The organism is Streptosporangium sp. NPDC000509 (assembly GCF_042898365.1).
GTDB lineage: Bacteria > Actinomycetota > Actinomycetes > Streptosporangiales > Streptosporangiaceae > Streptosporangium.
The window spans coordinates 193,975-220,252 of the sequence record NZ_JBIAYX010000007.1 but is presented as its reverse complement, the minus strand read 5'-3'; the positions used below and the strand labels follow the sequence as shown (position 1 = coordinate 220,252).

Annotated in this window: 25 protein-coding genes; 11 read left to right on the top strand and 14 right to left on the bottom strand. The window is 67.7% G+C overall.

The features are described 5' to 3' along the window. Together ACFY3D_RS15340 and ACFY3D_RS15335 are read right to left on the bottom strand one after the other, a co-directional pair. Entirely contained in the window at positions 1-876 is an 876-nt protein-coding gene (locus ACFY3D_RS15340) for an SRPBCC domain-containing protein (protein WP_389979730.1), read from the bottom strand. Continuing rightward, positions 869-1,426: an ArsR/SmtB family transcription factor gene (locus tag ACFY3D_RS15335; protein ID WP_389979727.1), complete on the bottom strand. Its 558-nt coding sequence runs from the start codon at positions 1,424-1,426 to the stop codon at positions 869-871. The genes ACFY3D_RS15340 and ACFY3D_RS15335 overlap by 8 nt, the downstream gene beginning before the upstream one ends. 860 nt (positions 1,427-2,286) lie before the next feature. On the opposite strand from ACFY3D_RS15335, the gene ACFY3D_RS15330 reads away from it, so the two are divergent. The 5 genes from ACFY3D_RS15330 to ACFY3D_RS15310 all read left to right on the top strand — a co-directional run bounded on the left by ACFY3D_RS15330 (position 2,287) and on the right by ACFY3D_RS15310 (position 7,225). Continuing rightward, entirely contained in the window at positions 2,287-3,486 is a 1,200-nt protein-coding gene (locus tag ACFY3D_RS15330; RefSeq protein WP_389979724.1) for an esterase-like activity of phytase family protein, read from the top strand. A 473-nt stretch (positions 3,487-3,959) separates the two neighbouring features. After that, on the top strand, positions 3,960-4,655 hold the full coding sequence (locus ACFY3D_RS15325; protein WP_389979721.1) for a GPP34 family phosphoprotein: 696 nt from the start codon (positions 3,960-3,962) through the stop codon (positions 4,653-4,655). Positions 4,656-4,688: 33 nt separating this feature from the next. Then, the gene (locus tag ACFY3D_RS15320) at positions 4,689-6,161 is read left to right on the top strand and encodes an APC family permease (protein WP_362904050.1); all 1,473 of its coding nucleotides are present in this window, start codon (positions 4,689-4,691) and stop codon (positions 6,159-6,161) included. Beyond that, a complete protein-coding gene (locus ACFY3D_RS15315) occupies positions 6,158-6,751 on the top strand; it encodes a GNAT family N-acetyltransferase (protein WP_389979717.1) in 594 nt (197 codons plus the stop codon). Before ACFY3D_RS15320 ends, ACFY3D_RS15315 begins: the two co-directional genes overlap by 4 nt. A gap of 102 nt (positions 6,752-6,853) precedes the next feature. Continuing rightward, positions 6,854-7,225 (top strand): STAS domain-containing protein, encoded by a 372-nt coding sequence (locus tag ACFY3D_RS15310; protein ID WP_389778817.1) that lies wholly within the window; start codon positions 6,854-6,856, stop codon positions 7,223-7,225. A gap of 152 nt (positions 7,226-7,377) precedes the next feature. On the opposite strand, the gene ACFY3D_RS15305 is transcribed toward ACFY3D_RS15310, so the two are convergent. Further along, entirely contained in the window at positions 7,378-8,442 is a 1,065-nt protein-coding gene (locus ACFY3D_RS15305; protein ID WP_389979714.1) for a transglycosylase SLT domain-containing protein, read from the bottom strand. 270 nt (positions 8,443-8,712) lie between these two features. On the opposite strand from ACFY3D_RS15305, the gene ACFY3D_RS15300 reads away from it, so the two are divergent. From ACFY3D_RS15300 to ACFY3D_RS15290, 3 genes are all read left to right on the top strand, one after another. Continuing rightward, entirely contained in the window at positions 8,713-8,877 is a 165-nt protein-coding gene (locus tag ACFY3D_RS15300) for a hypothetical protein (protein WP_389979711.1), read from the top strand. A 378-nt stretch (positions 8,878-9,255) separates the two neighbouring features. Further along, positions 9,256-10,134: a bile acid:sodium symporter family protein gene (locus tag ACFY3D_RS15295; protein ID WP_389979708.1), complete on the top strand. Its 879-nt coding sequence runs from the start codon at positions 9,256-9,258 to the stop codon at positions 10,132-10,134. Positions 10,135-10,462: 328 nt separating this feature from the next. Then, positions 10,463-11,464, top strand: a complete 1,002-nt coding sequence (locus ACFY3D_RS15290) for an NBR1-Ig-like domain-containing protein (RefSeq protein WP_389979705.1) — start codon at positions 10,463-10,465, stop codon at positions 11,462-11,464. Positions 11,465-11,629: 165 nt separating this feature from the next. Here the strand turns inward: ACFY3D_RS15290 and ACFY3D_RS15285 are convergent, their stop codons facing one another. From ACFY3D_RS15285 to ACFY3D_RS15275, 3 genes are all read right to left on the bottom strand, one after another. After that, positions 11,630-12,580 carry a SpoIID/LytB domain-containing protein gene (locus ACFY3D_RS15285; protein WP_389979702.1) on the bottom strand — a complete coding sequence of 317 codons (951 nt, stop codon included), beginning with the start codon at positions 12,578-12,580 and terminating at the stop codon, positions 11,630-11,632. 57 nt (positions 12,581-12,637) lie between these two features. Next, positions 12,638-13,540 (bottom strand): peptidase inhibitor family I36 protein, encoded by a 903-nt coding sequence (locus ACFY3D_RS15280; RefSeq protein ID WP_350945576.1) that lies wholly within the window; start codon positions 13,538-13,540, stop codon positions 12,638-12,640. A gap of 250 nt (positions 13,541-13,790) precedes the next feature. Further along, complete coding sequence (locus ACFY3D_RS15275; protein WP_389979699.1) at positions 13,791-14,636, bottom strand: peptidoglycan-binding protein; 846 nt, start codon at positions 14,634-14,636, stop codon at positions 13,791-13,793. A gap of 270 nt (positions 14,637-14,906) precedes the next feature. Between ACFY3D_RS15275 and ACFY3D_RS15270 the strand changes: the two genes are divergently transcribed. Then, positions 14,907-15,095, top strand: coding sequence for a hypothetical protein (locus tag ACFY3D_RS15270; protein WP_389979696.1), 189 nt, complete (start codon positions 14,907-14,909; stop codon positions 15,093-15,095). Positions 15,096-15,104: 9 nt separating this feature from the next. Here ACFY3D_RS15270 and ACFY3D_RS15265 read toward each other — a convergent pair whose 3' ends face one another. From ACFY3D_RS15265 to ACFY3D_RS15255, 3 genes are read right to left on the bottom strand one after another with little or no spacing between them, the layout of a single operon-like run. After that, the gene (locus ACFY3D_RS15265) at positions 15,105-15,767 is read right to left on the bottom strand and encodes an MOSC domain-containing protein (protein ID WP_389979693.1); all 663 of its coding nucleotides are present in this window, start codon (positions 15,765-15,767) and stop codon (positions 15,105-15,107) included. After that, complete coding sequence (prfH, locus tag ACFY3D_RS15260; protein WP_389979690.1) at positions 15,764-16,387, bottom strand: peptide chain release factor H; 624 nt, start codon at positions 16,385-16,387, stop codon at positions 15,764-15,766. The genes ACFY3D_RS15265 and prfH overlap by 4 nt, the downstream gene beginning before the upstream one ends. Further along, positions 16,384-17,592 carry an RNA ligase RtcB family protein gene (locus tag ACFY3D_RS15255; protein WP_389979687.1) on the bottom strand — a complete coding sequence of 403 codons (1,209 nt, stop codon included), beginning with the start codon at positions 17,590-17,592 and terminating at the stop codon, positions 16,384-16,386. Before ACFY3D_RS15255 ends, prfH begins: the two co-directional genes overlap by 4 nt. A gap of 304 nt (positions 17,593-17,896) precedes the next feature. On the opposite strand from ACFY3D_RS15255, the gene ACFY3D_RS15250 reads away from it, so the two are divergent. Further along, positions 17,897-18,334 (top strand): hypothetical protein, encoded by a 438-nt coding sequence (locus tag ACFY3D_RS15250; RefSeq protein WP_389979684.1) that lies wholly within the window; start codon positions 17,897-17,899, stop codon positions 18,332-18,334. 433 nt (positions 18,335-18,767) lie between these two features. Then, positions 18,768-19,301: a hypothetical protein gene (locus ACFY3D_RS15245; protein ID WP_389979681.1), complete on the top strand. Its 534-nt coding sequence runs from the start codon at positions 18,768-18,770 to the stop codon at positions 19,299-19,301. Between the two features lie 143 nt (positions 19,302-19,444). Here the strand turns inward: ACFY3D_RS15245 and ACFY3D_RS15240 are convergent, their stop codons facing one another. The 5 genes from ACFY3D_RS15240 to ACFY3D_RS15220 all read right to left on the bottom strand — a co-directional run bounded on the left by ACFY3D_RS15240 (position 19,445) and on the right by ACFY3D_RS15220 (position 25,644). Continuing rightward, on the bottom strand, positions 19,445-20,779 hold the full coding sequence (locus tag ACFY3D_RS15240; protein ID WP_389979678.1) for a DUF4407 domain-containing protein: 1,335 nt from the start codon (positions 20,777-20,779) through the stop codon (positions 19,445-19,447). Further along, positions 20,772-21,896: a hypothetical protein gene (locus tag ACFY3D_RS15235; RefSeq protein ID WP_389979675.1), complete on the bottom strand. Its 1,125-nt coding sequence runs from the start codon at positions 21,894-21,896 to the stop codon at positions 20,772-20,774. Before ACFY3D_RS15235 ends, ACFY3D_RS15240 begins: the two co-directional genes overlap by 8 nt. Beyond that, the gene (locus ACFY3D_RS15230) at positions 21,893-23,962 is read right to left on the bottom strand and encodes a hypothetical protein (RefSeq protein WP_389979672.1); all 2,070 of its coding nucleotides are present in this window, start codon (positions 23,960-23,962) and stop codon (positions 21,893-21,895) included. The genes ACFY3D_RS15235 and ACFY3D_RS15230 overlap by 4 nt, the downstream gene beginning before the upstream one ends. Next, a complete protein-coding gene (locus ACFY3D_RS15225; protein WP_389979669.1) occupies positions 23,946-24,872 on the bottom strand; it encodes a hypothetical protein in 927 nt (308 codons plus the stop codon). The genes ACFY3D_RS15230 and ACFY3D_RS15225 overlap by 17 nt, the downstream gene beginning before the upstream one ends. Before the next feature lie 103 nt (positions 24,873-24,975). Continuing rightward, positions 24,976-25,644 (bottom strand): Crp/Fnr family transcriptional regulator, encoded by a 669-nt coding sequence (locus tag ACFY3D_RS15220; protein WP_389979666.1) that lies wholly within the window; start codon positions 25,642-25,644, stop codon positions 24,976-24,978. Positions 25,645-26,278 lie beyond the last annotated feature (634 nt).

The following is a 26,278-nucleotide window of genomic DNA, read 5'->3' as shown; positions in this document are numbered from 1 at the left end:
TCAGTCGCTCACTGTCGCCGCCTCCGGGGAGTCGGCGCTCGGGGCGAGCCAGATCGAGCGCCAGTCGCTCAGCTCGTGGAAGCGGCGCAGCTCGGCGAGGCCGCTGAGCCAGCCCATCCACCCGGCGTACGGGGGTTTCTTCTCGTTGAAGCTGCTCTGCATGAAGGTGAGGCGCGTCGCGCCGCCCGAGCCCTCCAGCTCCCAGGTGACGAGACCGAGACCCGGCCACTCCAGGGTGAGATTGCGGCCCGGCTCCAGCTCGACGATCTTCGCGGGCTGTCCGTCGGCCTCGAAGCCGCCCATCGCGAACCGCCCGCCGACGTACGGCTCGATGTCGATCCTGTAGCCGAACCACGTGCTGAACTTCTCCGAGTCGACGAGCGAGTCGAACACCGCCTCCGGCGAGTCGTCGATGACGAGCCGCTCCCGCATGACGGGGGAGGTGAAGTCGGTCTTCGGCGTGAGCTCCCGGCCCTCCAGGTGGTCGACCAGGTTCGCGATCGACAGGCACCAGAACGTCTGCACCATCCCCAGGACGCCGCTTTCCGCCAGCGCGGTCTCCCGGTCGAAGTGGGTCTGCGTCAGCGACACGACGGTCGACTCCGCGCTCTCCTCCTCCAGGGTGATCTCGACGGTCGTCTCCTCGCCGCCGAGCAGCCAGGAGAAGCGCAGCGTGTGGTCGTCGACGTGCAGCGGGCGCTGGTGGGGCGCGTCCCCCTCGGGGGTGTGGCGTCCCCAGAACTCGTACCGGTGCGGCAGCTCGACCTCGGCGTGCTCGGCCAGCCAGACGCGCAGCTCGCCCGGGTCGGTCAGGGCGTGGTGGACTTCCTTGAGCGGTGCGGCCACCCGCGCGCTCAGCTTCATCGGATCACTCACGGGGTTCTCCCTTGGGGTAGCAGGCGACGGCGAGCTTGAAGGCGTCCCCCTCGGCGCCGCCGTAACGGGTGAAAAGGTCTTGCAGTGCCGCCTGGAGGTCGTTCAGGAACTCCTGGCGCCGCTCGGGAAGCACGCGGATCTCGCCGGACACGCCGACGGACGGCAGCTCGGGCGCGGTCCTGTCGAGCGCGCCGATGTCGGCCTGGACCTCCTCCATGAGGTCCAGCAGGTAGCCCAGACCCAGCTCGTTCCCGGTCGGGCGCAGGCCGATCCGGCCGACGAGCCGGGGGGAGAGCCAGTAGGAGCGGGCGCTCGCCTGGTAGACGCCCTCGTGGATGCCGCGCACCCTGCGCTCGCTCACCTGGGTCACCAGACCCGCCTCGACCAGGCGTTTGACGTGGTAGTAGACCCGCTGCGGGGTCTGGTCGAGCAGAGCCGCGACCTCTGTGCACGAGCGCGGCTCGGCGAGCTGCCGCAGCACCTCGATGCGCTGCGGCTTGAGCAGGGCCTCGGCCTGCTCGATCTGTTCCAGGTACAGGACGTCTCTCATGACACAACAAATTTTGTACGTAAAAACAGATTTTGGCAATGGCTCGCGAGGTGTCTTCCGCGAACCGGCGAGACGTCTTCCGCGAATCGGTGCGGCATCCTCCGCGAACCGGCGCCGTCCTCGCATGCCGGGTCGCCGAACGGGTCGGCTCGTCCTCGGTGAGCGCGGGACCGTACGGCGCGTCCACCGGCCGATCATCCATCCGTCCGCCGGTGGCCAAAGGTCGGCCTCACCCGAAGCACCTCTGTCCTCTCAGGGCAGAGGGTCGAGCTTTCCGGCCTGGCGCTCGCCCAACCCCCGCCCTTCACCCCGGGGCCAGGGCGGAGACACCGGCGGAGGAGATCAACCCCCGGCGCGGTGCGTTCTTTCGCGCGTTGTCGTTATCGGTGGATAAACCCCGGAGTTGGATTTCGTGCACCACCACCCCTTCTCCGTGCCGTGACAGGGCGATCGCCATCCAATTCGGTGTGATTCACACACTGAGAAGGGCGGAGAAATGGTGTACGCCGCTACCGTACGGGCGCCTTCCGCTCGGCGGACGCCACCTCGGTCGTGAGGGCTGCGCACGCCGGACACCCCGTGAGCGTGCGTGTTCGAGGCGCGAGCGGCCCGTACGTGCGCGTTCGGGATGCGAGCGGCCCGTAGGACGATGTCGCGGACGCCCGGGTCCGCACACTTTGAAATGCCTCGCCCGATCGCCGACTTGGTGACCGAAAATGCATGACAAATGGTTTGTTCTGTCCTGTCATTAAGCGGCCATTGGGCATTGAATCGTTGATTCTCGTGGAAATTTTCCGCCAACCGCGGTCTCATATTCCAGCCAGTTCTTTCGGGATCATTTCTGGGAAGAGGAGAGTCATATGGCCAATTCGCGAAGAATCACGGCACTCGCGGCCGCACTCGCGACGGCGGTCAGCCTCGGGGCCGTCGGCGCGCAGGCGTCGGCGGCGGTCGCGCACCCCTCGACAGTGGCCGCACAGCCCGCGGCGGAGGTCGCCGCTCCGCCGCAGGGGCTCCGGATCACCCGCTTCCTCGGCGAGCAGCGCCTGCCGCACAAGATGCGCTTCCGTGGAACCACCGTCGGCGGCCTTTCCGGTCTCGACCGTGACCCGCGCACCGGCACCTGGTACTTCGTCTCCGACGACCGGTGGCGCTACAACCCGGCGCGCTTCTACACCGGCCGTCTTGACATCCACCCGGTCACCGGAGCGTTCACCGGGGTGAACCTCACCGGGGTCACCACCCTGCGGCGCCCCGGCGGGAGCCCCTACCCGGCCTACGGCCGGCCCAGGTCCGCCGATCCCGAGGCGATCCGTTACGACCGGTGGAGCCGCAAGCTGCTGTGGGCCAACGAGGGCGACCGGCCCGACGCGGAGAATCCCAACATCCCGGTGTCCGATATGTCCGTCCGCTGGAGCGGCGCCGACGGCCGCTACCTCGGGGAGCTGGCGGTTCCCCGCAACCTGAAGATGACCTCCACCGAGAACGGCCCCCGGCGCAACTTCGGGTTCGAGGGGCTCACCTTCACGGAGAGGAGCATCGCGGCCATCACGGAGGGGCCGAGGTATGAGGACGGTCCGCTGCCGACCGTCGACAAGGGCGCCACGGCCCGCATCACCGTGTGGGGCCGTGACGGCCGGCCGCGCGGCCAGTACGCCTACCCGATCGACAAGCTCCCGGCGGCACCGGTCCCGGCGAACGGCAAGTCGGACAGCGGGGTCTCGGAGATCCTGGCGATCGACGAGAACCGCTACCTCGCCCTTGAGCGCTCCTGGATCGAGGGTGTCAACTACAGGGCCAAGCTGTACGAGATCGACCTGCGCGGTGCCACGAACGTGCTGACCCGCGACAGTCTGGTCGGCGGACAGCCGTACCGCCCCGTTTCGAAGCGTCTCGTCTCCGACCTCAGCACGGTGCGGCCGCCGGTGCAGAACCTGGAGAGCCTCGCCTGGGGGCCGCGCCTGCGCAACGGCGAGTGCACACTGGTGATCGGTTCCGACGACAACTTCGACAGCAACGAGGTCACCAAGTTCCTCGCCTTCGCGGCCCGGGGTTGCTGAAAGCGCCACCTTGAAGCCGCCCGGAAAGTGCGGCACTGAAACGGTTCAGCCCGTCGATACCACGTGCGAACGGTGGTGTCGGCGGGCTGAACGCGTGAAACGGCGAGGTGGCCGGGCACGGTTTCGGACTCGGCGCGGATGCGTACGCCGCCCGATACCACTGCCGTGTGGGCGGTGGAAGCCGGGACGGCATTACGTCGGTCCCAAACTTCGAAAAACGCCCGTATCAAACCCCGTGATGATTCGCGGGGATTCACCGGGATTTGCAAGATCGCGCTTTCTTGAGCCTGCTGAACAGGGCATTCTCCGGCTTCGGGGCCTCGGATCCCTCTGCCTCCCTGCCGCCGTCCCCGGTGACCAAAAATATGTAAATTCTTGGATTCGTCCGTTCTTTCGATACACCCCTTGGCGCAGCTGGGGGTTGTTGGTCATATGTCCGTTTCTTTAGTTTTTGCCGATCCGATCCGTGTCGGGTGCCAGAACCTTGTTCACGTAATGACAAATTTAACGATTTACCTATACGATCGCCGTTCGTGGTTGGAGTGGATCTTTCAGGAACCCGATTGGGCAACGACCTGTTCTTTGTCATGCATGACAACGCGACCGGCCGGATGCGGCTTCATGCCCGCCTGACCGATCTAGGACTGGCCGCAGCCATTCTGGGAGAACTGATGCTCGCCGGACGGATAACCGTGGGACTGGTGGCGGGACAGGTGCAACTCGTCGTCCTCGACGAGGCGCCGCCCGGAGACCGGGTCGCCGGGACCGCCCTGGAGCACATCGTCGCCGAACCCTCGCATCGCTTCCGTACCTGGTTGCACTTCCTCGCCCGTACGGCACTCGCCGACGTGGCGGCCCGGATGGTCGACGACGGGCTGTTGCGCCCGCCCGGCAGGCGCCCGTCGCGGAAGCGGGTGCCGGTCGACGTGAACGTCGCGGGATGGCCGGCGGGACGCGTCAACCTCGCGATCCAGCGCCGTGAGCCACTCAACGTCCAGGACGGCGTCCTGCTGGGACTGCTCGTCGCGACCGGCGGCAACCGGCTCGTCCTGTGGGAGCAGAACCCCGGCTACCTCTCCGACGCGATCGCCGCCCTCCCGGCGCCGCTCCAGGAACTGATCGCCCAGACCGAGGCTGCCGTAGGTGACGCCGTCATCAGCCGCCGCTGAACCCCCACCCCCCTCACCGCAAGGAATCCCCCCATGTCCGTGACAGAACGCAGGGTGAGCGCCGTTTCCGAGGCGCTCGCCCAGGACCGCCTCGGCGTACCCTCCGTGGTGTTCTTCGTCATCTCGGCGGCGGCGCCGCTGACCGTCATCGGCGGCTCGGTGACCGCCGCGTACGCCGCGACCGGCGTGATCGGCGTCCCGCTCGCCTTCATCCTGCTCGGAGCCATCCTGGGCCTGTTCGCCGTCGGGTACGTGACGATGGCTCGATACGTCGTCAACGCCGGGGCGTTCTACGCGTACACCGCGAAAGGACTCGGCCGGCCGCTGGGAGTGGCGACCGCCTGGGTCGCGCTGCTCGCCTACAACGCGCTCCAGGTCGGCCTCTACGGCATGATCGGCGCGGCGGGCGAGCCGCTGATCGCCGACTGGTTCGGCAGCTCCCCGCCCTGGTGGGTCATCGGGCTGGTCGCCTGGGTGCTGACCGGGGTGCTCGGGCTGATGCGGGTCGACGTGAACGGAAAGGTGCTCTCGGTCCTGCTGCTGACAGAGATCGCCATCGTCGTGCTGTTCGACATCGCCGACCTGATCAACCCGGCGGCCTCCGGCTACAGCCTCGACGTCTTCAACCCGGCGAACCTCTTCGTCCCTGGCATCGGAGCGGTGGTCGCGATCTGCATCGCCTCCTTCGCGGGCTTCGAGTCGTCGGTGGTGTTCTCCGAGGAGACCAAGGACCCGAGGCGCACGGTGCCGATCGCGACCTACATCGCGCTCGCCGTCATCTCCGGCCTCTACGCCCTGTCGTCGTGGGCGATGACCGTGCCGGTCGGCTCGGACAAGATCGTCGAAGCCACCCGCGAGCAGAGTTCGAACCTCCTGTTCAACCTGGCCGGGCAGCACCTCGGGGCGACCATCGCCACCCTCGGCGGCCTCCTGTTCGTGACGAGCCTCTTCGCCGCGCTGATCGCCTTCCACAACACGATCTCCCGCTACATCTTCGCTCTCGGCAGGGAGCGGGTCCTGCCCGCGGCCTTCGGCCGCACCTCCCCGCGGACCGGTGCCCCGGTCAACGGCTCGGTGGCGCAGAGCATCATCGGACTGGCCACGATCGTCATCTACGCGTTCTTCGGCCTGGACCCCGTCATCCAGCTGTTCTTCACCGTCGGATCGTTCGGCGGCCTGGGACTGCTCATGATGCTGGCGGCCACCTCGGTCTCGGTATTCGCCTACTTCGCCAGGAATCCCGCCCCGGAGAACGCCTGGCGGACCCGGATCGCCCCGGTCATCTCCTCCGTCCTGCTGTTCGTCGTCATCGTGCTCGTCATGCTCAACTTCGACACCGTGCTCGGCGTGGCCTCCGACTCCCCGCTCCGCTGGATCATGCCCGCCATCTACTTCGTCGCCGCGGGATTCGGCGTCATGTGGGGGCTCGCCCTGCGGTCCAGCAAGCCGAACGTGTACGCCAACATCGGGCTCGGCGCCCAGGCGGCCGTGAAGGGGAACGAATGACCGAGATCATTCGCGTCCCGAACACGCCGGGAGCCGCGGAGACCATCGGCGCGATCATCGCCACCTCCTTCCACGAGCAGGAGATCTCCGCCTGGATGATCCCGTCGGACGACGACCGCCGCCGGGTGATGCCCCCCTTCTTCGCCATGACCAGCGAGAGCGCCCTCGTCCACGGCGAGGTCCTCGCGACGGCCGACATGTCCGCCGTCGCCGTGTGGTTCCACAAGGGGGTCGAGCCGCTTCCGGAGATCCCCGACCGGACCGCTCGGGTCGAGTCGTTCGCCGGTCCCCACGCCGAGCGCATCGAACTGATGGGGGAGGAGATGGACAAACGCCACCCCCACGACCCGCACCACTATCTGGCGTTCCTCGCCGTGCTTCCCGGGCACCAGAGGCGGAAGACGGGGACCCGGCTGCTCGAGGAGTACCACCGAGGGCTCGACGAGGAGGGGACACCGGCGTACCTGGAGGCGAGCAGCCTCGACAGCCGCAGGCTCTATCTGCGCCACGGCTATCAGGACCTCGGCGACCCGATCCTCATGCCCGGTGGCCCGCCGATGTATCCGATGTGGCGCCCGCCGAACCCCTGATCGTGGGACCCCCGCGGGTTTGAAACCGTGGTGGAGGGTATCGCCGCTGTTGATCGGGGTATCGCGGGGGTCCACCAACGGTACGGGGTCAGGGAGGACTGAGTGGATCACCACGGTCAGGCGCTGTGGGTACGGGCGACCCATCGGGGGCACTGCAGCGTGCTGGAGGTCGGCGGGCACCTGGACTTCATCACCGCGTCCACGCTCGCCCAACACGTCGGCGAGGTCTGGGCGATGAGCGACGGCCCCCGCCTCGTGCTGGAGCTGTCGCAGCTGGCCTTCTACGACTCCACCGCCCTGGGGGTGCTGGCTCAGACCCGGCAGCGCGTCCAGGACACCGCCACCGGCCGGCTCGTCCTGGTGGGCCTCCCCGACGGGCTGGCGCACCTGCTGCTGCGTACCGGCCTGCTGTCCCACTTCGAGGTGCGCGACGACATCGAACAGGCCGTCGCCGACCTGCTCCCTCCGGAGTGAGGCACTCTCCGCGCTCCCAGGGCTCGAAGATCCGCACCGGTACGCGGTGCGGGGCACGGTCCGTGAAGGACAGGGGTCTCCACGGACGGTCACCGTGAAGACCCGCGTCCGGCACGGGCATATGGCGCGGGGTGCGCGGCGCGGGGGCGAGGTCAGGGGCCGGTGAGGCGGCGATCTCCACGGGTGGTCACCACGAACACCTGCCAGTTGTAGTAGGCGTAGTAGTTTCTGATGTCCTGCTTGATCTGGCGCGCGTGCAGCAGCACCGCGTTGACGTACGCCTGGGAGTGGTTGTAGGCGTACAGCGCGCGCCGGTAGTCGCGCGGTGCCCCCGACGCGCGAAGATAGTTCGCCGCGGCGAGCAGGGAGTCGCGGGTGTCCTGGATGTCGCCGCCCATTCCGTAGGCGTCCCACGTTCTCGGCATGAACTGCATGGGGCCCTTGGCGCCGGTGTGGCTCGGTGACCGTACGCGGCCGAACTTGGTCTCGACGAACATCACCGCCGCCAGCACCTCCCACTCCACGCCGAACCGCCGCTCGGCGTACCGGAAGTGACCGAGCAGGAAGTCGGCGGGCTTGGGCGGCTGGACACGGAACTTCACCGCCCCGCTGATGGGCCGGACGAGGGAGCGCAGATCCCGGCCGGCCGTCACGTTGTCCTTCGCCTGCCCGGCCAGGGCCTTCGGCAGCTTGGCGTAGGTGCGGGCGGCGACCTGCGGGTTGAGGACGAGGTAGCGGTAGATCCGCTGCTGGTGCAGGGCGAGCAGCACCACCGGCTCGGGGGGTTCTCCCTTGCCGGGATCGCCGTCGCGCCGCCAGTCGTCGATGGCGCGCCGGAGCTCCGCGGTGGTCGTGGCCAGGGAACGGGCCAGTCGCGCCGGGTCGGTGGGGATCGCCGCCTTCGGGGAGGGCGGGGTGGGCACCTGACCCGCGGGCGGCGTCTGCTGCGAGGACTCCTCCGCCGGTGACGCCGTCTCCTGGCCGGGAGCGGCCGGTGGGGCGGTGCTCCCCGAGGGGGCGCCCTGGGAGGCGGAGTCCGGTGCGGTGTCCTGGGAGGCGGTGTTCGGGGAGGTCCCCTGGGAGGTGGAGCCCTGTGCGGCGGCATCCTGTGAGGCGGCGCTCTGCGAGGTGGCGCAGCCGGAGATCGCGAGGACCAGGCCGACGAGAGAGGCGACCACCGGCCTCCCACGCGACCGGCCCGCGTGCTGATCGTTCATCGGCCCCAACGTACCCGAGCGACGACCTCCCGGCCTACCGATGCGGCCCACGACGGCCGGCGTACGCGGCCATCACGTCATGATCACCTTTCTGACATGCGCCGAAGGACTTTGGTCCTGATCCGGTAAGTCGAACAGCCCTATTTTCACGAACCGTGTCCGAATAATCCTGATATGTGAGGGAAGCAGCACATATGGCTTGTTGGGGGAGATATGGGGCCGGTGCTGGGAGGAATCTTGTTCGGATCAGTTCTAGCGATCATGACGTTGGTGGGCCTCGTCATGGCAACCGTGATTGAAGATCGACTTTTGCCGCCCGAACCGATCGAGCTGATCAAGCCGCCCGAGTCATCCGAGTCACCGGAGTCGCCCGAGCCGATCAAGCCGACCGAGCAGTCCGACGCTCCGGCTACTCCGGACAACACCGACCGGTAAGGCGACGAACCGCGCGTCTCGTCAGGTCTTTCCGCACGGCGATCTCGATCCCTCCCCGTCTCACCGAAGCCGGATGAAGTGAGAACCGGCCCGCGAAATCGAACGATCACTACTTGAACGCGCATCCGGTTAGATCTGGGTTCTTTCCTGGCGTTATCCCGAGATGTGAGTGATCATTGGACCCACCCCGCACCGTGCCCCCTGTCCGTACCGTCTCCGCGGGAGTGGGCGCGGTCACCTTCCCCGATCTTCCGTGACATCGCGGACGCCGCGCAGGCGTCGCCCGCGATGACCGGCTCCCGCCACGCCGACTTCGCCCCGCCCCGAGGAGACGTCCCAGGAAATCCGAGGAAAAAAGAGGAAAGAGGACCACCCCCCATGGCCCTTGCCGGTGTCTTCCTGCCCATCGCCCTCGCGATCATCATGTTCGGTCTCGGTCTGAGCCTCACGATCGCCGACTTCCGCCGCGTCGCCGCCTATCCCAAGGCCACCGTGGTCGCGCTCGCCTGCCAGGTCCTGCTGCTGCCGGTGATCTGCTTCGGCCTGGTGCTCGCCTTCGACCTGTCGCCCGCGCTCGCCGTGGGCATGATGCTCCTGGCCGCCTCTCCCGGCGGGACCACGGCGAATCTCTACAGTCACCTGTTCGGCGGCGACGTCGCGCTCAACGTCACGCTCACCGCGATCAACTCCGTGCTCGCCGTCGTCACGCTGCCGCTGGTCACCAACCTGTCGCTGAACTACTTCGCCGCCGACTCCGCCGCGCTGGGCCTGCAGTTCGACAAGACCGTCCAGGTGGTCGCGATCGTGCTCGTCCCCGTCGCGATCGGCATGGCGGTCCGGGCGTGGGTGCCGCGCTTCGCCGAGCGGATGAACACCCCCGTGAAGATCGCCTCCGCCGTCATCCTCGTCCTGGTGATCCTCGGCGCCCTGCTGCAGGAGCTGGACAACCTCGGCGACTACATCCGTTCGGTCGGCCTGATCACACTGCTGTTCAGCGTGATCAGCCTGGCCATCGGCTACTGGGTGCCGCGCCTGGCCAGGATCGAGCACAGCCAGGCCGTCGCCTCCTGCATGGAGATCGGCATCCACAACGCCACGCTGTCCATCGCGGTCGCACTCACGCTGCTGAACAACACCCAGATGGCGATCCCCGCCGCCACCTACGGCGTGCTGATGTTCTTCACCGCCGCCGCGGCCGGATTCCTCCTCAGGTCGTCCCGTACCACCCAGGTTCCGTACGACGAGGCTCGCCCCTGACGCGGCCGGCTCGGTGAAGGCGGCGCCGGTTCGGTACGCCACCGGTGCGCCGGGGCGTAGGAGTGATGCCCCGATCGACGGGAGCCGATCCGGCAGGAGGAGCGGGACGGCCGGACCACGTTGTGCCGCCCGTACCTGGTGTTGAGCGGCATCGAGACCGGCCGCCTTACTTCCCCCGTCGCCGTGGGGTCAAGCTTGAGTAAACACCGTGGGCGCTGTTAGCTTCACTCCGGTGGATGACATGCCTGCACGGGTGAAGGCGATCGAGGGCTTCGCGGCGGCTCTGCGAGAACTTCGCAAATCTGTCGGCAACCCACCTTTTCGGGAGATGTCCGGTCGGTCGGGGGCGATCTCGCACACGACACTGCACGAAGCCACGAAAGGCAACCGGCTCCCGAGCTGGGAGACCACCGTCGAGTTCGTCAAGGCGTGCGGCGCGGACCCGGCCGCGTACCGCGAACGCTGGGAGAGGGCGAACCTGGCGGTCAGGTCGGTGAGCGCCGGAGATCCTGCGAACCGCGTCGGCCCCCCGGTGGCCGGTCCGCCCGGTGGGCTCGCGGTCCCCGCCCCGGAGGCCGGGGAAGCCGCGGCGACCCCTGAAACCGCGGCAGCCGCGGAAGATCGCTCCATGCGCATCGTCGTCGGGTCGTACGTTCCACCGGCGGCCGGTGAGACTCAGGCACCCGTACCCACGACGACTCCGCCGCCACCGCCCGGCGAGATCGTGGGTGACGCCCGGCAGGTCTCCCACACCCCCCGAGGCCGAGGGCGATTCCGGCTGCCCCGCCCGGCAGCGGCGGCGCTCGCGACGGCGGCCGTCGGTGTGGGGACGGCGGTCCTCATCGCGGTGGCCGTCAACCGTGACTCCGGGAACGACGATCGCGGCCCGGCCCCGTCGGGCAGCCCGTCGAAGGCATTGCTGGCGGCGACCGACTGCCCGGTGGTCCCGACCAACCCGCCGTACGATCCGCCCGCGAACGAAGGGGATTCCGCGGTGTTCATCGGGGACATCACGCTCCCCGACTGCACGAGCGTCGGCCCCGGCCGGACCAGGACCAAGGTGTGGCGGATCAAGAACGCCGGGACCGTGCCATGGAAGGGATACACGCTGCGCCGCCTCGACCTCCCGCAGCAGCCCGATCAATGCCAGACCATCTCCGACGTACCGATCAAGGACACCCGACCCGGAGAGATCGTCGACATCCGGACCGAGATCACCACGCCGAGAAACCCGGGCCTGTGCTACGTGCGGTTCAAGATGATGGACGGTTCCGGGCGGGTCGCGTTCCCCGGAGGCCGACCGCTCAACTTCCAGATCATCGTCGACTGACGGAGACGACGGAGGTGAGCACCTCCCGCCGGGGCCGATCCATCGACCGACCGGCCTCCAAGCCCGCCGGCCGCATCGGGAGGACGCCCTCGACGCCCAGGACCGAACGCCCGTTCCCCGCCGTGCGACGCACGACGGGGAACGCGGGGAGGTCGTCGAAAGAGATCAGGAACCGAGAACGATCCCCCTGTAGTAGGACTTGAGGATCCTGGAGTGGCTCCAGCCCGCCTTGCTCTTGTCGCGGGAGCCGGTCTGTGACATCCAGTCACCGGTGACCCAGTGGCCGCACGCCGTCGTCGTCGCGCAGTACTGGGCCCTGAAGATCTTCCCGTTGCGCGTCAACCGGGTGCCCCACGTCGCGTCCACCGCGGCGTTCGTCGCCGCCGTCGCGGAGCCCGGCCTGTACACCTGGCTGGACGTGTGGTCGGAGACGTCGTAGCACTCGCCGCTCGGCGTCCTGCTCGCCGAGTTCAGCGCCCAGTACCAGCCGAAGTTCTTGACGGCGATCGCCCCGGCCCTGAGAGACTCCTTCGGCCAGTACGACGGCCACTCGTTGGGCAGGACGTTCTTGATGTAGGTCTTGAACGGTACCCGGTCCACGCGGTTGAGGGACTTGCGGTAGACGAGGATCGTCGTGGGCATCCTGCTGTGCGTGCCGTCGGTCTTGCAGTGGCTCGGCGACGAGGAGCCCATCAGCCGGTGCGAGGCGTTCTGGTTCTTGAGCGCGGGCTTGAGGTTGCCCTTCGCGCCGGGCTTGAAGTCCTGGTAGGTGCTACCGGCGTGGTTGCTGTTGTAGTGGACCCGGACGGTTTTGGCGGTGCGGTTCCAGACGGAGGCGGCGGCGTTCTTGACGCACTTGCCCTTGCCGTTTCCGGGTCCCTTGTAGTCGAAGCAGGAGGGCTGCTTGGTGCCGTAGTCACCGATGGATCCGGTGAAGTCGGAGACCGATCCCTGGTTGTTGCTGTTGAAGTAGTAACAGAACTCGCCGCTCTCGCAGACACCGTTACGGCCGGCGGCCGAGGCGGGCGGGGCGACGGCGAGCACCGCTCCGCCGAGCACCATCGCGGAGGCCACGGCGGCGAGTCGCGAGATCGGCCGTGCGGTTCGTGGGGACACGGTCGCCTTCCTCTTCTTCATCGTCGTCTTCATCGAAAATCGAGAGCCGTGCCGCGCTCAGCGGAGGTTGTAGCCCTGGGAGACCCAGAACGAGGTCGGGTTCGGGTTGCTCAGGACCGGGTCGCCGACGCTCTTGGCGGCGAGCTTCTGCCGTCCGGGACGCACCTCGACGTGGGTGTGCGCGGCCCCGCTGGACGACACCCCGCGCCACGCCTCGTTGGCGATGAGCTGGCCGCGCGAGACCTGCTGGCCCACGCGCAGGGAGGAGCGCGGAGCGGAGTGCAGGTAGATGACCGTCCTGTTCGACGAGGCGTTGTAGATGGAGATCGTGGAGAGCCCCGAGCCGCCGTTGGCCCCGCGCGCGAGGTGGATGACCTGACCGCTCACCAGGGAGTGGACATTCGTGCCGATGCCGCGGTAGAAGTCGATGCCCTCATGCCGGCCGGGGGTGCTGGTGTAACCGTCGAAGGCGCAGCTGATGTATCCGCCACTGGTCTTGTACAGCGCGGACGACAGGTTGACGCGTCCCGGTGACGACGACGACGGACTGAACTGGTGCGAGGCGTTCTCGTTCTTGAGACCGGGCTTGAGGTTGCCCTTCGCACCGGGCTTGAAGTCCTGGTAGACGCTGCCACCGTAATTGCTGTTGAAATGTACCCGGACGGTTTTGGAGGTGCGGTTCCAGACGGAGGCGGCGGCGTTCTTGATGCACTTGCCCTTGCCGTTTCCGGGTCCCTTGTAGTCGAAGCAGGAGGGCTGCTTGGTGCCGTAGTCGTTGACGGATCCGGTGAAGTCGGAGACCGACCCCTGGTTGTTGCTGTTGAAGTAGTAGCAGAACTCGCCGGTCTCACAGACGCCGTTGCGGTCGGCGGCCGAGGCGGGCGGGGCGACGGCGACGGCCGTTCCGCCGAGCACCATCGCGGAGGCCACGGCGGCGAGGATCCTGTTACGCGTTCTCATGCTGTTCTTTCTCCTTGTGTCTGTGCGGCCTGGGGTGTCCTGTACGGCCTGAGGTGTCGGTACGGCCTGGTGTGGGCCTGAGATGTGGCCCGGGGGTGCGGCCTTGAGGTGTGTACGGGGTGGAATGCGTGCGGCCCGAGGTGCCCGGGGTGTGTACGGGGTGGAATGCGTGTGGCTCGGGGAGCCCGGGGCTGTGTGCGGCTCCGGGGGCGTGCGGTCCGGGTGTCCGCGCGGTCGGGGTTTTGGATGGTCAGCGACGCCGGTACTCCTCCCAGGTGCGGATGGCCACCTTCGGGCCGTCGTCGGGACCACGGCCGGAGAGCCCGTTCAGACCGAGGTAGTAGTCGCCGACCTGGTTCTGGGCCTGGCCGGAGAGGTCGGTGTCGTTGATGGCGACGGCGTGGATGTGCCACGGCCAGTCGGCCTGAGCGGGACTGCGCAGCCATGCCGCGAAGCCGACCCGTCGCAACGCGCGGACGGCCGCGGTACGGGTGGCGGAGCTCATCCCCTTGACCGAGATGTCCACGGCGCCCCCGCCGTCGTGGGTACCCGCGGACGTGGGGTCCCCGCCCCGGTTGTACGACCCCTGCAACAGCACGAGATCGCGGCCGAGCAGCCGATTCGCCTCGACCAGCATGCTTCGCGTGCGGGTGTTGACGACGCCCCCGCCGAACGACACCCGGCCCCCCGGCCCGACGACGTTGGTGACCTTGAAGCGGCCGGCCCCGAGCTTGGTGAGCGACGCCTTGCCCGGCAGGCCGTTGGCGGCGAGACCGGTGAAGCCGAGCGACCGCTGGAACTTCGCGAAGGCGGCGACCGTCGTGCTGCCGAAGTAACCGTCCACCCACGTGGAATCGAGCAGGCGCCGATCGCGCAGCGCCCGCTCGACGAGGAGCACGCTCGCCTTCGCCCCCGGGGTCAGCGTGTCGTCAGGCCGTCGCGGGTCGATCTGGGCCGCCTTGAGGGTGGCTTCCATGTTCACGCTCGGAAGGACCCCCGCGTCGGCCGCCTGTGCCGCCGACACCCCGGACGCTCCCGTCAAGGGGGCGAACAGGGCGGCCGCCACGAGGGCGGCGGCGGATGAAGGCAACTTCATGGGTTCTCCTGGTTTCGGACACTGGAGGGGATTTCTGCGGCGGGATCCACAGTTTCGGATCGCTCGCGTTGTCCACAACGAGATCGTGTTGTCAGCCTGTTCGAAGGGCTTCCTTACAGGGCTGACAGGCGATCCGACGCGTGGCCCGCGACCGCGCGAGGCAGTATCCGAGCAGGACAACGTGGCCGTACAGCGGTCGCGCAGGGCAGTGACCAGGCAGGACAACACGGCCGTACAGCGGCCACGCGCTCGCCTCCCGTAAGGAATGCCATGACCGAAGTCCTCGTCACCGATACCGGTGAGCGCTATCACGGGGCCTTCGAGCCGGCCGTCAAGGCGGCGAGGCCCCGGGTTTCGACGTCCGCCGCATCAGGGCGTGAGCGTCGCGGACGATCAACTATCACCGCCGCGAAGGCGGAAGAAGGAGGGCGGCTGCCCGCTTACGAGGTGATCCCCTGAAGCCGGCGCCTACGCGTTGGTGCGTCGGCGGACCATTTCCATGTCCTTCTCCGGCAGCGCGTCGGCGACGAGCAGCCGCGGCAGCAGTTCCGGCTCCAGGGTCATCGCACGGAAGACGAGCGCGACGGTCACGTCGTGGTCGGGACGGCGCACGATCTCGACCGGTTCGTCGGCGCGGATCTCACCGGGCTCGATCACGCGCAGGTACGCGCCCGGCCGGACGGCCTGCGTGAACCGCTTGATCCAGCCTTCGCGCTCCAGCCACCCCTGGAACGTCGCGCACGGGATGCGCGGGCACGTCACCTCCAGGACGAGGTCCGGCCCGATCCGCCAACGCTCACCGATCAGGGCGCCGTTGACGTCCAGCCCCAAGGTCGTGAGGTTCTCCCCAAAGACCCCGTTCGAGAGCGACCTGCCGAACTCGGACTCCCACTCGTCGAGATCCTCGCGGGCGTAGGCGTAGACGGCCTGGTCGGAACCACCGTGGTGCTTCACGTCATAGACCCGGTCACCGGCGAGGCCGACCGCGCCGGTGCCCTTGGGGCCGGGGGCGGTGACGGCGACCGGGCCGTCGACGGGCCGCTTGTCGATACCCGTCTGCATGTCCGTGGATCCCGACCCCTTCCACGGGTTGGGGCGAGGCCGGCCGATGTTGACGGAGAGCAGCTTCATGACGGCGATTTTTCCAGACGTTCGACACGAATGGGATTGCCGCGTACGAGTTCGTCGTGGATGCGCCAACGGCCGGTGACGGCGGCGCGCTCCGCCGCCGAGTCGCCGTCCTCGATGCGCTGCCGCAGCAGTCGCATGGCGATGCGGCGGTTGAGGCCGAACTGCCGCTCGGTGTCGACCACGACGACGATCCCCGAGGGCCGGTGGGTCGCCCGCACCGCCGTGCTCGCCTTGTTGCGATGTTGACCGCCGGGGCCGCCGGTGCGGCAGGCGACGACGTCGACGTCCGCTTCCCTGAACGTCGTGCGCGGGGTGTCGACCTGGCACGGTTGTGCGATGACGTACCAGTTCTTCCGGCTCGTGCTGGTCCGGTACGGGCTGGGGGCCTGCCAGCACAGTGTCCCGGTCCACGAGGCGGCGAACGCCTCGGCGCCGGTCCCCGAGATCTGGATCAGAACCGACCGGTAGGTGTCCGGCCGCTCACCGGGAACGCTCTCGACCCGGCGGATCTCCACGTTCTGCCGGGTGGCGTCGGCCTCCAGGCGGCGCAGCAGCCGGGCCAGCGCCCAGGCGCACTCCTGCGGGCCACGTCCGGCCGACAGGAGCAGGTGGACGCTCATCGCCGCCCCCGCTCGCGGCGCCGGTCCCGCTGGGCGGCGGGCCCGAGGTCGGGCGTCTTGTAGGTGACGAGCGGAACCGTGGTGGCCACGGGCGTGGCCAGGTCATGGTGAACGAGATCGGCGATCACCTGCTCGATGCGCTTGTAGGCCGTCGGCGCCTCCTCGAAGAGCAGCTGACGGTCTCCGCACACCACCAGCGACCCCACCGGCGTACGGCGCAGCTCCTCGACCGTGTGCTTGGCCCGGCCCCGGCGCAGGGCGTCCGCCCGCGACATCTTGCGACCCGCGCCGTGCGCGACGGAATGACCGGCGTCCGGCCCGGCGTGGGCGGCCACGAGGTAGGAGGGGGTGCCCCGCGTACCGGCGATGAGCACGTCGCGGCCGTCCCCCCGTGCCGCCCCCTTGCGGTGCAGGTAGATCCCGTCACGGACCTCGACCAGGTTGTGGCACTCGTCGACGAGCGGCTCGGTGGGCTCGGCCCCCAGGGCGTGGGCGACCCGGGCGGCCATCAACCGCCGGTTGAGCGACCCCCAGCGTACGGCGTCGTCGTGCATCGCCAGGTAGGCGCCGGGATCAGGGGCGGGACCCGCGCCGTGGACCTCGGTGTGCGCCCGCAGGATGCGCTCGCCCAAGCCTCGGGAACCGCTGTGCACGATGAGAACCAGGTCGCCGGCGGCGAGCCCGAGCCGGCTCGCGTGGTCCGGCTCGAAGACGGTGTCGATCCGCGCCAGCTCGACGAAGTGATTGCCCCGGCCGACCGTCCCGAGACCCTCGACGTGACCGGCGGGAATCTCGCCCTTCAGCACGGCCCAGGCCGGGTCGTCGGCATCCCGCTCGGGATCCAGCGCCCGATCGAGATCGGGGAACCGGGCGGCGAGCTTCTCGGGCACGGCACGCCTGAGCCTCATGGGGAACACGGCGATGCCGCACCCGATGTCGGAGCCCACCAGGAACGGATACAGCACGGTCGACGTCATGGCGGCCCCGATGGGCGCGCCCTTGCCCGGGTGCAGGTCCGGCATGGCGGCGACGTGCGTCATGCCGTCGAGGGCGGCCACCTGGTGGCACTGCGCGAGGGCGTCGGACTCGATCCAGCTCGCGGGGGAGGCGAACACGGCGACGGTGGCCGAAGCCGTGTCCCCGGTATTCGCGGTGTCCGTGCTGGACGGCAGCGGGGACACCTGACGGGAGTGCTGCTGAGACAAAGAGGCTCGCTTCGCTCGGGAGGGGGTTGACAGGATTACGGCATAAGGGAGCGCCGTGGCATCTCGGAATGCGAGGGCGCTGTCCGTCAGAGCGTCATGAACACCACGTTCCCGGACCCCCACCACACGAGGCAAGTGGTTTTCGGTCGTAAGGGCTGCACGCTTTTCGGATTATCGCCACCAACCTGAACCACCGACGGCGAGAAGACATGAATTGAACGGAAGCGATTCCGTCGGATCGCGCGGATAGGATCGAAGCTCCTTGGCGACCTGGCCGTGTGTCGTCCGAATTTCCGGGTTCCCCGTGACCATCTCCGACGGAGGCGATTCGATGTACAAATACAGTCGCGACGAAGAAACGTGGGATCAGCTTACGGAGGCTGGGCTGGAGTTCCTCGTCGAGCGCGCTCAAACCCCGGGTGAGACGTCGTACGAAGACCTCAACAATGCTTTGACGCAGAGAACGGGCCTTCCCGGCTTCGACTTCGGGCGCGCCGATGAGCGAGCCGCCATCGGATATCTCCTGGGCCTGATCGTGGAGAAGAACTATCCGGAGACCAAGCTGATGATCTCAGCCCTCGTCACACACAAGGGCGGGGCCGACCCCGGCGGCGGCTTCTACGCCCTGGCGACACAATTCGGACTACTCCGGCCGAACGCCTCGAAGAGCGAGAAGGATGCGTTCTGGGTGGATCAATACATCCGAGTGCAAGAACTCTACTCAAGAGCCGACCGGCCCTGAGGTTCCCCGAATGGGCCGGACACCGGCGATACGCCATCAGGATCCCGGGTCCCCCGTGCGAAAGACGTTTCCGCCTTCAGAACGGGAGAGGGGACGGGTGGGGGCGTCTCCGCAGGGCCGGCTCCGGAAGGGAGGATCGGAGCCTGCTCCTCGGTGGCCGACGGCGGTACGGCGGGCCCGCAGGCGCAGACTCCCATCGGCAGCACGGCCGCCATCACGCGGAAACGGCGTTTCATCCGTGTCCGTTCTCCTCTCCGCCGGACCGGCGTGACATAAAACGACAAAAACACCTTGAGGGGAGCGAGTTCGGAAATTCCGCCGATGCCACTGAACCTCGTCAGTGAGTTTCCGAACCCCTGTCCTCCTCGCGCCGATGTTCCTGGTCGCCGAGCCGACGCTTGTCCGATGTGGTGAAATATGCCGAATGGAGCGCGTGAGGCAGCTGGTAGGCGAGATGCTGGTCTACTGTTTTGTGGCCGTTCTGCTGACCGGAGGGTTCCTGGCCTTCTTCTACGTGCCCAGCGGCCAGACGGTGATCTACAGCGGCCCTTACGAGCCCCTTTGGGGCACTCCCATGAGTGCCGCCTACAACTCGCTCCTGAACCTCAGCTTCGACGCGCGCGGCGGCCTGTTCGTCCGGCAACTGCACCATACCTCCTCGGTCCTGCTCGTCCTGGGAACAATTTTCTGGGTCCTGCTCGGCCGGCTCCGGTACGCCTTCGCGGCACTGGGCCTGGGCCTGCTCGCCGCGCTCGCGGGCTACGGAGCCGCCGACGACCTGCTGTCGGGCACCGTCCTCGGGAAACCGCCCATCCCCGTCTGGTACGGCCTGCACCTGCTGCTCGCGGTGGCCGTGGGCGCCGTGCTGATGATCTCCTCACGGAAGGAGGCCGCCCGACAGCCCAGGACGCCGGCCTTCATAGCCCTGGGCATCGGCCTCACCGTTCTGGTGATCTTCTATCTCTAGAGGGGCGGGAACGCACGACGGCGGTCCCCGACGGTCCGGCGAACCCGGCCTCGTACCGACGAACCGAAGGACACGTCGCCCCAGGAAGTGACCCGTGGTGTCCGAAGAAGGGGCCGCGGTCGAGGGGGTGGAGTTTCCGGTCCTCATCGATGTGCGGGCATCGAGCTCATGAAGGTACGGGCGAGGCGGTCGATCTCTTCGTCCTTGGAAGCCTCGTCCACGCGCTGATCCCGGTCGATCCGGCCGCGTTCGGCTTTCAACCGGCGCTCTTCCTCGCGCAGTTTGATCTCGTACCCGCCGGTTCTCTGCCGGGTGGTGAAGTTCAGTTCGGCCTCGTGGCAGGCCGAGCCCGCGCGCAGCTCCTGAGTGAGAAGACGGTCGTACTCGGTCTTGCCGTTCAGCATCTTGGAGATGATCGGCATGCAGTCGAGCAGCACGAAGATGACGCGCAACAACCAGTGAGCGAAGTTGACCATGCCGCTCTGCCCTGCGACCGTGCCCAATGCCTCCCATCGTTCAAGCAGGCCGATGTGGGTGTAGGCCCGTTTCTTCTCCTCGACGCGCTCGGTGATCTTCTTGCTGATTACCGCCGCGCGTTCCGTTTCCGCACTGGCGCGATCGGCCGCGAGAGAACCGAGCTTCGCCTTGAGCCTCGCCACCCTCTCCTCCTGCCGGGCGATGTCATGGCCGGCGGTGAAGGTGTCGAGCTCGTTGTTTCTTACCTTGCACTCGGGGCCGTTGCCGGGCACGCCCGTGGTCTGGTTCGGGATCCTGCGGCCGCCAAGGCATTCCCGGTCGCGGCGTGCCTCCAGCCTCCCCTTCTCCTTCTTGTCCGCTGCCAGCCGATCTTCCGCGGCCTTGAGGATGCTCTGCCTCTGCGTCATCTCGCCTTCGACGGCGAATGCCCGGCCGCCGCCGTCGAGGACGAAATCGGCGCAGTCGACACCCTTGGGAGCCGGTCCCTTGAGGGGGTTGCACTGCTTGTACCGGCTTTCCGTCAGGCTGATCACCTGGTCGCGTTCCGCCATGATCTGCCGGTCGAGCCGTTCCTGGAAGATCTTGAGGGTCAGCGGCTCGGCGATGAAGACGCCGATGGCGAGGGCGACGGCGAGCCGGACCAGCAGGTTGCCCCAGCGGGACCAGCCGTCGCTGTCACCGGCGAGGCTGGTGATCAGAAACCGGTCGATGTTGGCGATGTTCAGGCCCCACAGCGCCGCCACCGGCACCAGATACAGCGGAGACGCCGAAAAAATCAGGGTCAGCGCACCCAGCATGGAGGCGCCCGCGATGAGCGCGGTGCTGGCCACGATTCCGCCGAGACTGGTGTAGCGGGAGCGTTCCTGAGGGACGCTCGCGAGGATTTTCTCGTCGACTCCGGTGAACCGCCGGAAGAACCTCCCAAGATCGAGTCTCTCCCGACGCCGGGGGTGCCGTCTGTGCTGCTGGGCCGCCTTGGGGCCGTGGAGGATGTCAACCACGGACGTCCTCCTCCATGAAGAAGTCGTCGTCGTTGTCGCCTGCCGTCACCTCGGCCCGGGCCTCGTAAGCGGGCCTTTCGAGGTCTCTCACCTCCGCTTCCGGCTCGACGTCGTCGAAGGTGGCGAGCAGTTCCTTGCCGGTCGTCTCGTTGAACAGGCCCTGGGCGATCGCCGCCCGGACGACATCGGCCCGGGCACGGGCCTGAACGACCTGCAACTCGTGTTCCTGCTGGATTCCGCGCTGGATGGCGCTGTACTCCCGGTCGCCCAGGGCGGCGTAACGATCGGCGATCTGCTGTTCGCTGAGACCGGGAACGGTGACGTACAGGCCGTCGGCGGCGCCGGGACCGCTGTTGAGGAGGTCCCTGATCTTCTTGGCCTCGGTGATCTGCTGATCCCGGTCGAGGGCCGCCTCCTGCCGGGTGAAGTCGTTCGCGCTGTGGCCCTTGGTGTGCAGGTAATCCTGCTCGTCGAGTTCGTAGTCACGATCGAGCTTGCGTTTGACGTCGCGGAGGCCGTGTTCGCCCCGGATGTTGTGCAGGCTGGTCTCGTAGTGTCGCCGCCCCCGGACGATCTCGTCGGGGGCGTGCACGTTGAGGCCGGAGAACTCTGCCGTCATGCCGGGCAGCACACAGGGCACCACGGTCGTGTACGCCTTCACCTGAGCGTGCACGAGCGTCCACAACTCGTGGACCTCGTGCAACCCGTGGCCGCGGCCGAGTTCGAAGAGCTTGTGGTAGCCCTGGATGTAGGTGACCAGGTGCTCGGCGACGTCGGTCAGGCCGGCACGCACCACCTCGATCGGTTCGTCGACCGTGCAGCGGAAGTGGATCGAGACGGTGAAGTCGTGGGCGCCGGAGGAGTTGATCGGCACCCGGATCGTGGTGGGGTGATCCTTGGTCACGTCCACGACGCTGACGCTGGCGGCGTGCAGCACGTGCGGTTCGTCGCCGTGCAACCTCCGGTCGCCCAGCACGAACGTGCCGTCGTACTCGAAGACGAGCCGCTGGTGCGGAAGCTGACGGGGGAGGCTGGAGATCGGCCGCCGGGGTTTGCTCAGGAACCCTTGCCTGGCGACAGGATCGAGGGAGACCTGGCTGATCACGGGGTAAGTCATGGACGCTTTCCGATGGTGTCGAGGGACAGAACAGCCGGGCTCAGGAAGACCCGGAGCAGCGACAGGAGAATCTCCAGCCGGTTCTCGTCGGTGTCGCGGGAGATGGCATAACGCCGCAGGTCATGGGCGAGCAGCGGTCGTTCCTTCGCGGGGAGCGCCTCCACGAGCGCCGCGAACAGGGCGTGGACCCGGTCGCGGTCGTCGCCGTCGCGGTCGTCGAAGGCGCAGACGGCGTCGTACAGGGCGGTCAGCGCGTCCTTGCGGTGGGGGCGCTTGACGAGAACCGCGGACCAGAGTCTGGCGAGCGGGACGGCCGAGGTGGGGCAACTGCGCAGATGAGCGGTGACCGTGGGAGTCCCGACGCCGTCCGCGCGAGCCGACAGGACACTCAGGATGGCCCGAATCAGCGGATCGACCGCACGGCCGATCCGCCTGTCGTTGCCGATCTGGCGGGCCAGCCAGTCGAGCATCGGCAGGGCGTTGCCGGTGGCCTCGGTCAACGCCGCGAACAGACGGGCGAGCGCGATCTCCGCGTGCCGGACGGGCTTCTCACTGCCCCTGATCTGTATCCAGAGCATCCGGACCGCCTCCAGCGGGAACCGGATGCCCAGCTCACCGGACCAGGCGAGGGTGGCGGTGAATTTGGGTCTGGCGGCGGACGCCCTCGTCCACGAGCTGACGGTACGCAGCACCTCCGGACGGGTCGTCTCGTCCAGGCACAGCCATGAGATGGCCATCGCGGCGGTGGCCTGGCTGCGCATCACGCCTCTTCCACGGGCCCACGGGGTGAGAAAAGCGCTCTCGACGTACGAGTAGTCCGAGACGGAGGCGAGAACCGCCACCCCCCTGGCGATCTCCGCCTGCGCGCTCGGGTCGCGGAGAGCCGCGCACTCATGGAGCCATTCGGTGACCGGCTCCCACAACCGCATGCCGTGCCGCCGGTACAGCTCCCGCATCACGTGCGTTCGATGACTCGGGACCCTGAACTCCAGCCTGCGCCCCGGCGACAGGCTGAAAAGGGAGCCCTCCGCCACCCGAAGCAGGCGGCGGCTCGGCATCGGGTCGTCCGCGGAAACGGCGACCGCACCCTCGGCGCCGATACCGGCGATCGACTCCAGCCGGGCGAGCAGCGACTCGAAGCCGGCTTCGGGAAGGCCGGCGGTGAAGGCCATGGCGGCCATCTCGAAAAGTTCCCCCCGAGTACGCGGGCCGTCGAACCAGGCGACCACATCGCGCCGCCCGGCCGACTCCAGCCTGTCGAGTGCGTCGTCCAGCGAAATCCCCGACGCCAGATCGCGCGCGAGTGTCACCACGTCGGCCATGGCGTGGTCGGCGGTGATCTGTGCGGCCGCCTCGTCGGCGACCTCGGGCGCCACCCGGTGAGCCAGCAGGACGTCACGGGCCGGCGGTGGGCGCCAGGCGATCCGGTCTCCCTCCGGCAGTGAGGTCGCCGTCGCCGTGATCACCAGGTAGGCCCCGGCGTCGCGCACCCGGCGCCTGATCTCCCGTACGTGGAAGTCGGCGATGTTTCCTTCGACGTCGTCCTTGGGCCAGTCGCACAGCAGGTAGCCGTGGGCCTTCCGGTATTCGCGGGCGGCCAGCTTCTCCAGCGTGGAGGCCGGGCTGAGTTCCACCACCTCGCGCCGTTCCGCGACGAAGTCCTGAAGCAGGTTGAGCGCCGCCGTCCGGCGGCCGGTGCCGGCAGTGCCGATCAGGGCCACCATGTTGCATCTGCCCAGCTGTTCGGCGGCGGCCTCGTAGGTGGTGTGACGCACGTGGCGGGTGCGGGTCTCCGCCATCTCGTCGGCGGACACGGGTCCCGAGGTGCGGCGGGACCTGGGGCGAGCACCCGAGATGCCGAATGAGGCGTCTCCCACGTTGCCGTGAATGTGGTTGATGACGCTCTGGACCTGGGAGACCTGCGCGAAACGGTTGATGACGGTCTGGAGCTGGGAGACCTGCGCGAAACCCTCGTCCGCCGCCTCGGCCTGATCGGTCAGATCCACCGGCGTGGCCGCCTCGCCGATCAGGACGCCATCGGGCGGCGAATCAGTTTCGGATACCAAAGTTGATCTCCTCCCCGGAGATGGGAGCGGTGATCATGTTCACGGTCATCTGCTCGGCGTTGAACTGCTGCGCGACCCGCTTCGCGGTGGGGTCGGCCCGCACCAGCTTCTCCAGGGACTCCAGCAGGTCGTCCCGTGACTCCGGGGCGGCCGGCTGGCCCTGCTCGGACCGGAATTTCTTGATCTTCGCGAGCAGTCTGCGTGCTCCGCCCAGGCCGGTCTCGGTGCCGTAGGCGCCGAGACGCTCGATGGCACCCCCGGCGATGAGAGCCCACAGGGTGTCGGCGACCTCGGGCAGGTTGTCCATGTCGAGAGTTCCTCTCTGAGCCAGGTCTTCGGAAGGAATCCACATCCAGGCGATCTCGGTGCGTTCCTTGGTCGGTACTTCCAGCCGGGTGAACGCCTCCGGCCGGTAGGAGGTGTGGAGCTGTCGGACGACGTCCTCGTAGAGCCGATCGGTGAGGATCAGCACCAGGTCGGCGCGCGGGTTCACCTTCAGGGCGGTACGGGCGGCCTCCGCGTCGAGCAGCCGGGCGGTGGTCACTACGACCTGGCCGACGAAACCCATCGCGCCGCGTTTCACGACGCCGTGGCCGATCGCGACGCGTATCCGCAGGCGGGCGTCGTCTCGGCGTTCGCGGTTGTGGTCGTGGAGCGCCTTGCGCACCCGGTGGACCAGGTCGTCGACGACCCGAAGCTCGCCCTCCCTCTCGGGGATGACGATGACCTCGCCGTCGCCGGCCTCCTGGCGGGCCCAGGTCTCGCGCCGCAGGCCGGCCTCTCGTGCGCCACGGTCCATGACCTGGGCCAGGCCCGACTGGATCGAGTCGTGCCGTAGGTCGTCGCCGCGGCCGTATCCCTCCGCGTCGACCGCCAAGACCAGGCGGCGGCTGAAATCAGAATCGAACATCACGTCACCTTGTGGTTGCGAGAAAGATCCACCAGAGCGGTGGGGAGATCGCCGGGGATGAGTCTGGCGAAGGTCGCATCGCCTCAAGACGTACCAGTACGTTTTACCGGTAATTGGACAGACCGATTGGGTCGATGACGATCTTCCTGCGATGACCGGAGGCGATCAGTTCAAGCTCCTTGAAATGTCGGAAGGCCTTGAAGACGGCGTCCTTCCCGGCCCCGACGAGATTGGCGATCTCCTCGTGGGTGAGATCGACTCCCAGCTCCCGTTTGCCGTCCGCCCGGTCGATCCCATGCCGGCCGGAGAGTTCCACGAGCACGTTCGCGACCCGTACGGGCACGCTGAACTGGGCGAAGTCGGTTCTTCTGCGGTTGGCCCAGTCGAGCCGGTCGGCGATCATCCTGGCGAACGCGTTCCACGCCGCCGGATGACGGTCGAGGAAGTCGGTGAACACCTCCGCGCGGATGACGTGCACCCACATCGGACTGCACGCGGTGACCGCAGCCGATCTGGGCTCCCTGCGCAGAGCCGCCAGCTCGCCGACCACATCGCCGCTGACCCGGATGCCCAATATGGCCGATCCGCCCGATTTCAGGTATGCCGTCACCTTCACGCACGCGGTGATCCGCTGACCCGGGACGGACCTCAGGAGATAGACCTCGGACCTCTCTCGGTCTCCGTGATAGATGAGTGGTTCGCCGGCCTGCCGCGGGGACGGCGGCACGAGATCCAGGAGTTCCTTCCGCTCCTCCGGGCTGATTCTGTCCATGAGGGTGCCGACAGGCCACCTGGCGGGAATTTGATCATTCATCACGGATTAAGCGCCTTGAGTCATCGGTGCGAAGCCGTTAGAAGCTACACCCTGGAATATGTGGTGGCCAGGTTAGATGGCTATTGGCTTGGATATTGGGCGTATTGTCCGGCTTGCCATTAAAGGATGGGTCGAAATTTCTGGAGACTGGAACAGTATTCCTGTGATCGGTCTGACCTGGCGGAACATTGGCAGTGGTTCGCTACCTATGTGCTTTTAAGGCGGTTACTGGGGTTTTTGTGACATAAGCGCTTATCCCGTACCGGGTCGATCTTGTTGATCGGCAGGTCCTCCCTTTTCCGGCCGGATTGACGGCGCCGGCGAGGGCCGGCGCCGTCGGCAGGCGGCGGAACGTCAGGCGTCTCCTCCGACATGGCGCTGTCGCTCAGGACGCCTCGTTTTCGCGTACGGGAAGCCACGGTCAAGTCAGGGTCCTCGTGAAGGCTCGGCTGGTGGTCGCGATGGGAGGCCGCGAGACGCGCCCGTAGGACGAGTCCGTCGCGGGGGTTCCCTGTCGGGCTGAGCGTGCGTCACAAGTAAAGCGCATCGTGAACTCAGTGCACAATAGAGTTTCTTGTGTCGATTTGAGGTG

Bases quoted from the DNA above. Each gene is read 5' to 3' on its own strand.
- ACFY3D_RS15335 (WP_389979727.1), bottom strand. From the start codon at position 1,426: ATGAGAGACGTCCTGTACCTGGAACAGATCGAGCAGGCCGAGGCCCTG.
- ACFY3D_RS15330 (WP_389979724.1), top strand. From the start codon at position 2,287: ATGGCCAATTCGCGAAGAATCACGGCACTCGCGGCCGCACTCGCGACG.
- ACFY3D_RS15320 (WP_362904050.1), top strand. From the start codon at position 4,689: ATGTCCGTGACAGAACGCAGGGTGAGCGCCGTTTCCGAGGCGCTCGCC.
- ACFY3D_RS15315 (WP_389979717.1), top strand. From the start codon at position 6,158: ATGACCGAGATCATTCGCGTCCCGAACACGCCGGGAGCCGCGGAGACC.
- ACFY3D_RS15305 (WP_389979714.1), bottom strand. From the start codon at position 8,442: ATGAACGATCAGCACGCGGGCCGGTCGCGTGGGAGGCCGGTGGTCGCC.
- ACFY3D_RS15295 (WP_389979708.1), top strand. From the start codon at position 9,256: ATGGCCCTTGCCGGTGTCTTCCTGCCCATCGCCCTCGCGATCATCATG.
- ACFY3D_RS15290 (WP_389979705.1), top strand. From the start codon at position 10,463: ATGTCCGGTCGGTCGGGGGCGATCTCGCACACGACACTGCACGAAGCC.
- ACFY3D_RS15280 (WP_350945576.1), bottom strand. From the start codon at position 13,540: ATGAGAACGCGTAACAGGATCCTCGCCGCCGTGGCCTCCGCGATGGTG.
- ACFY3D_RS15275 (WP_389979699.1), bottom strand. From the start codon at position 14,636: ATGAAGTTGCCTTCATCCGCCGCCGCCCTCGTGGCGGCCGCCCTGTTC.
- ACFY3D_RS15270 (WP_389979696.1), top strand. From the start codon at position 14,907: ATGACCGAAGTCCTCGTCACCGATACCGGTGAGCGCTATCACGGGGCC.
- ACFY3D_RS15265 (WP_389979693.1), bottom strand. From the start codon at position 15,767: ATGAAGCTGCTCTCCGTCAACATCGGCCGGCCTCGCCCCAACCCGTGG.
- prfH (WP_389979690.1), bottom strand. From the start codon at position 16,387: ATGAGCGTCCACCTGCTCCTGTCGGCCGGACGTGGCCCGCAGGAGTGC.
- ACFY3D_RS15235 (WP_389979675.1), bottom strand. From the start codon at position 21,896: ATGACTTACCCCGTGATCAGCCAGGTCTCCCTCGATCCTGTCGCCAGG.
- ACFY3D_RS15225 (WP_389979669.1), bottom strand. From the start codon at position 24,872: ATGTTCGATTCTGATTTCAGCCGCCGCCTGGTCTTGGCGGTCGACGCG.
- ACFY3D_RS15220 (WP_389979666.1), bottom strand. From the start codon at position 25,644: ATGGACAGAATCAGCCCGGAGGAGCGGAAGGAACTCCTGGATCTCGTG.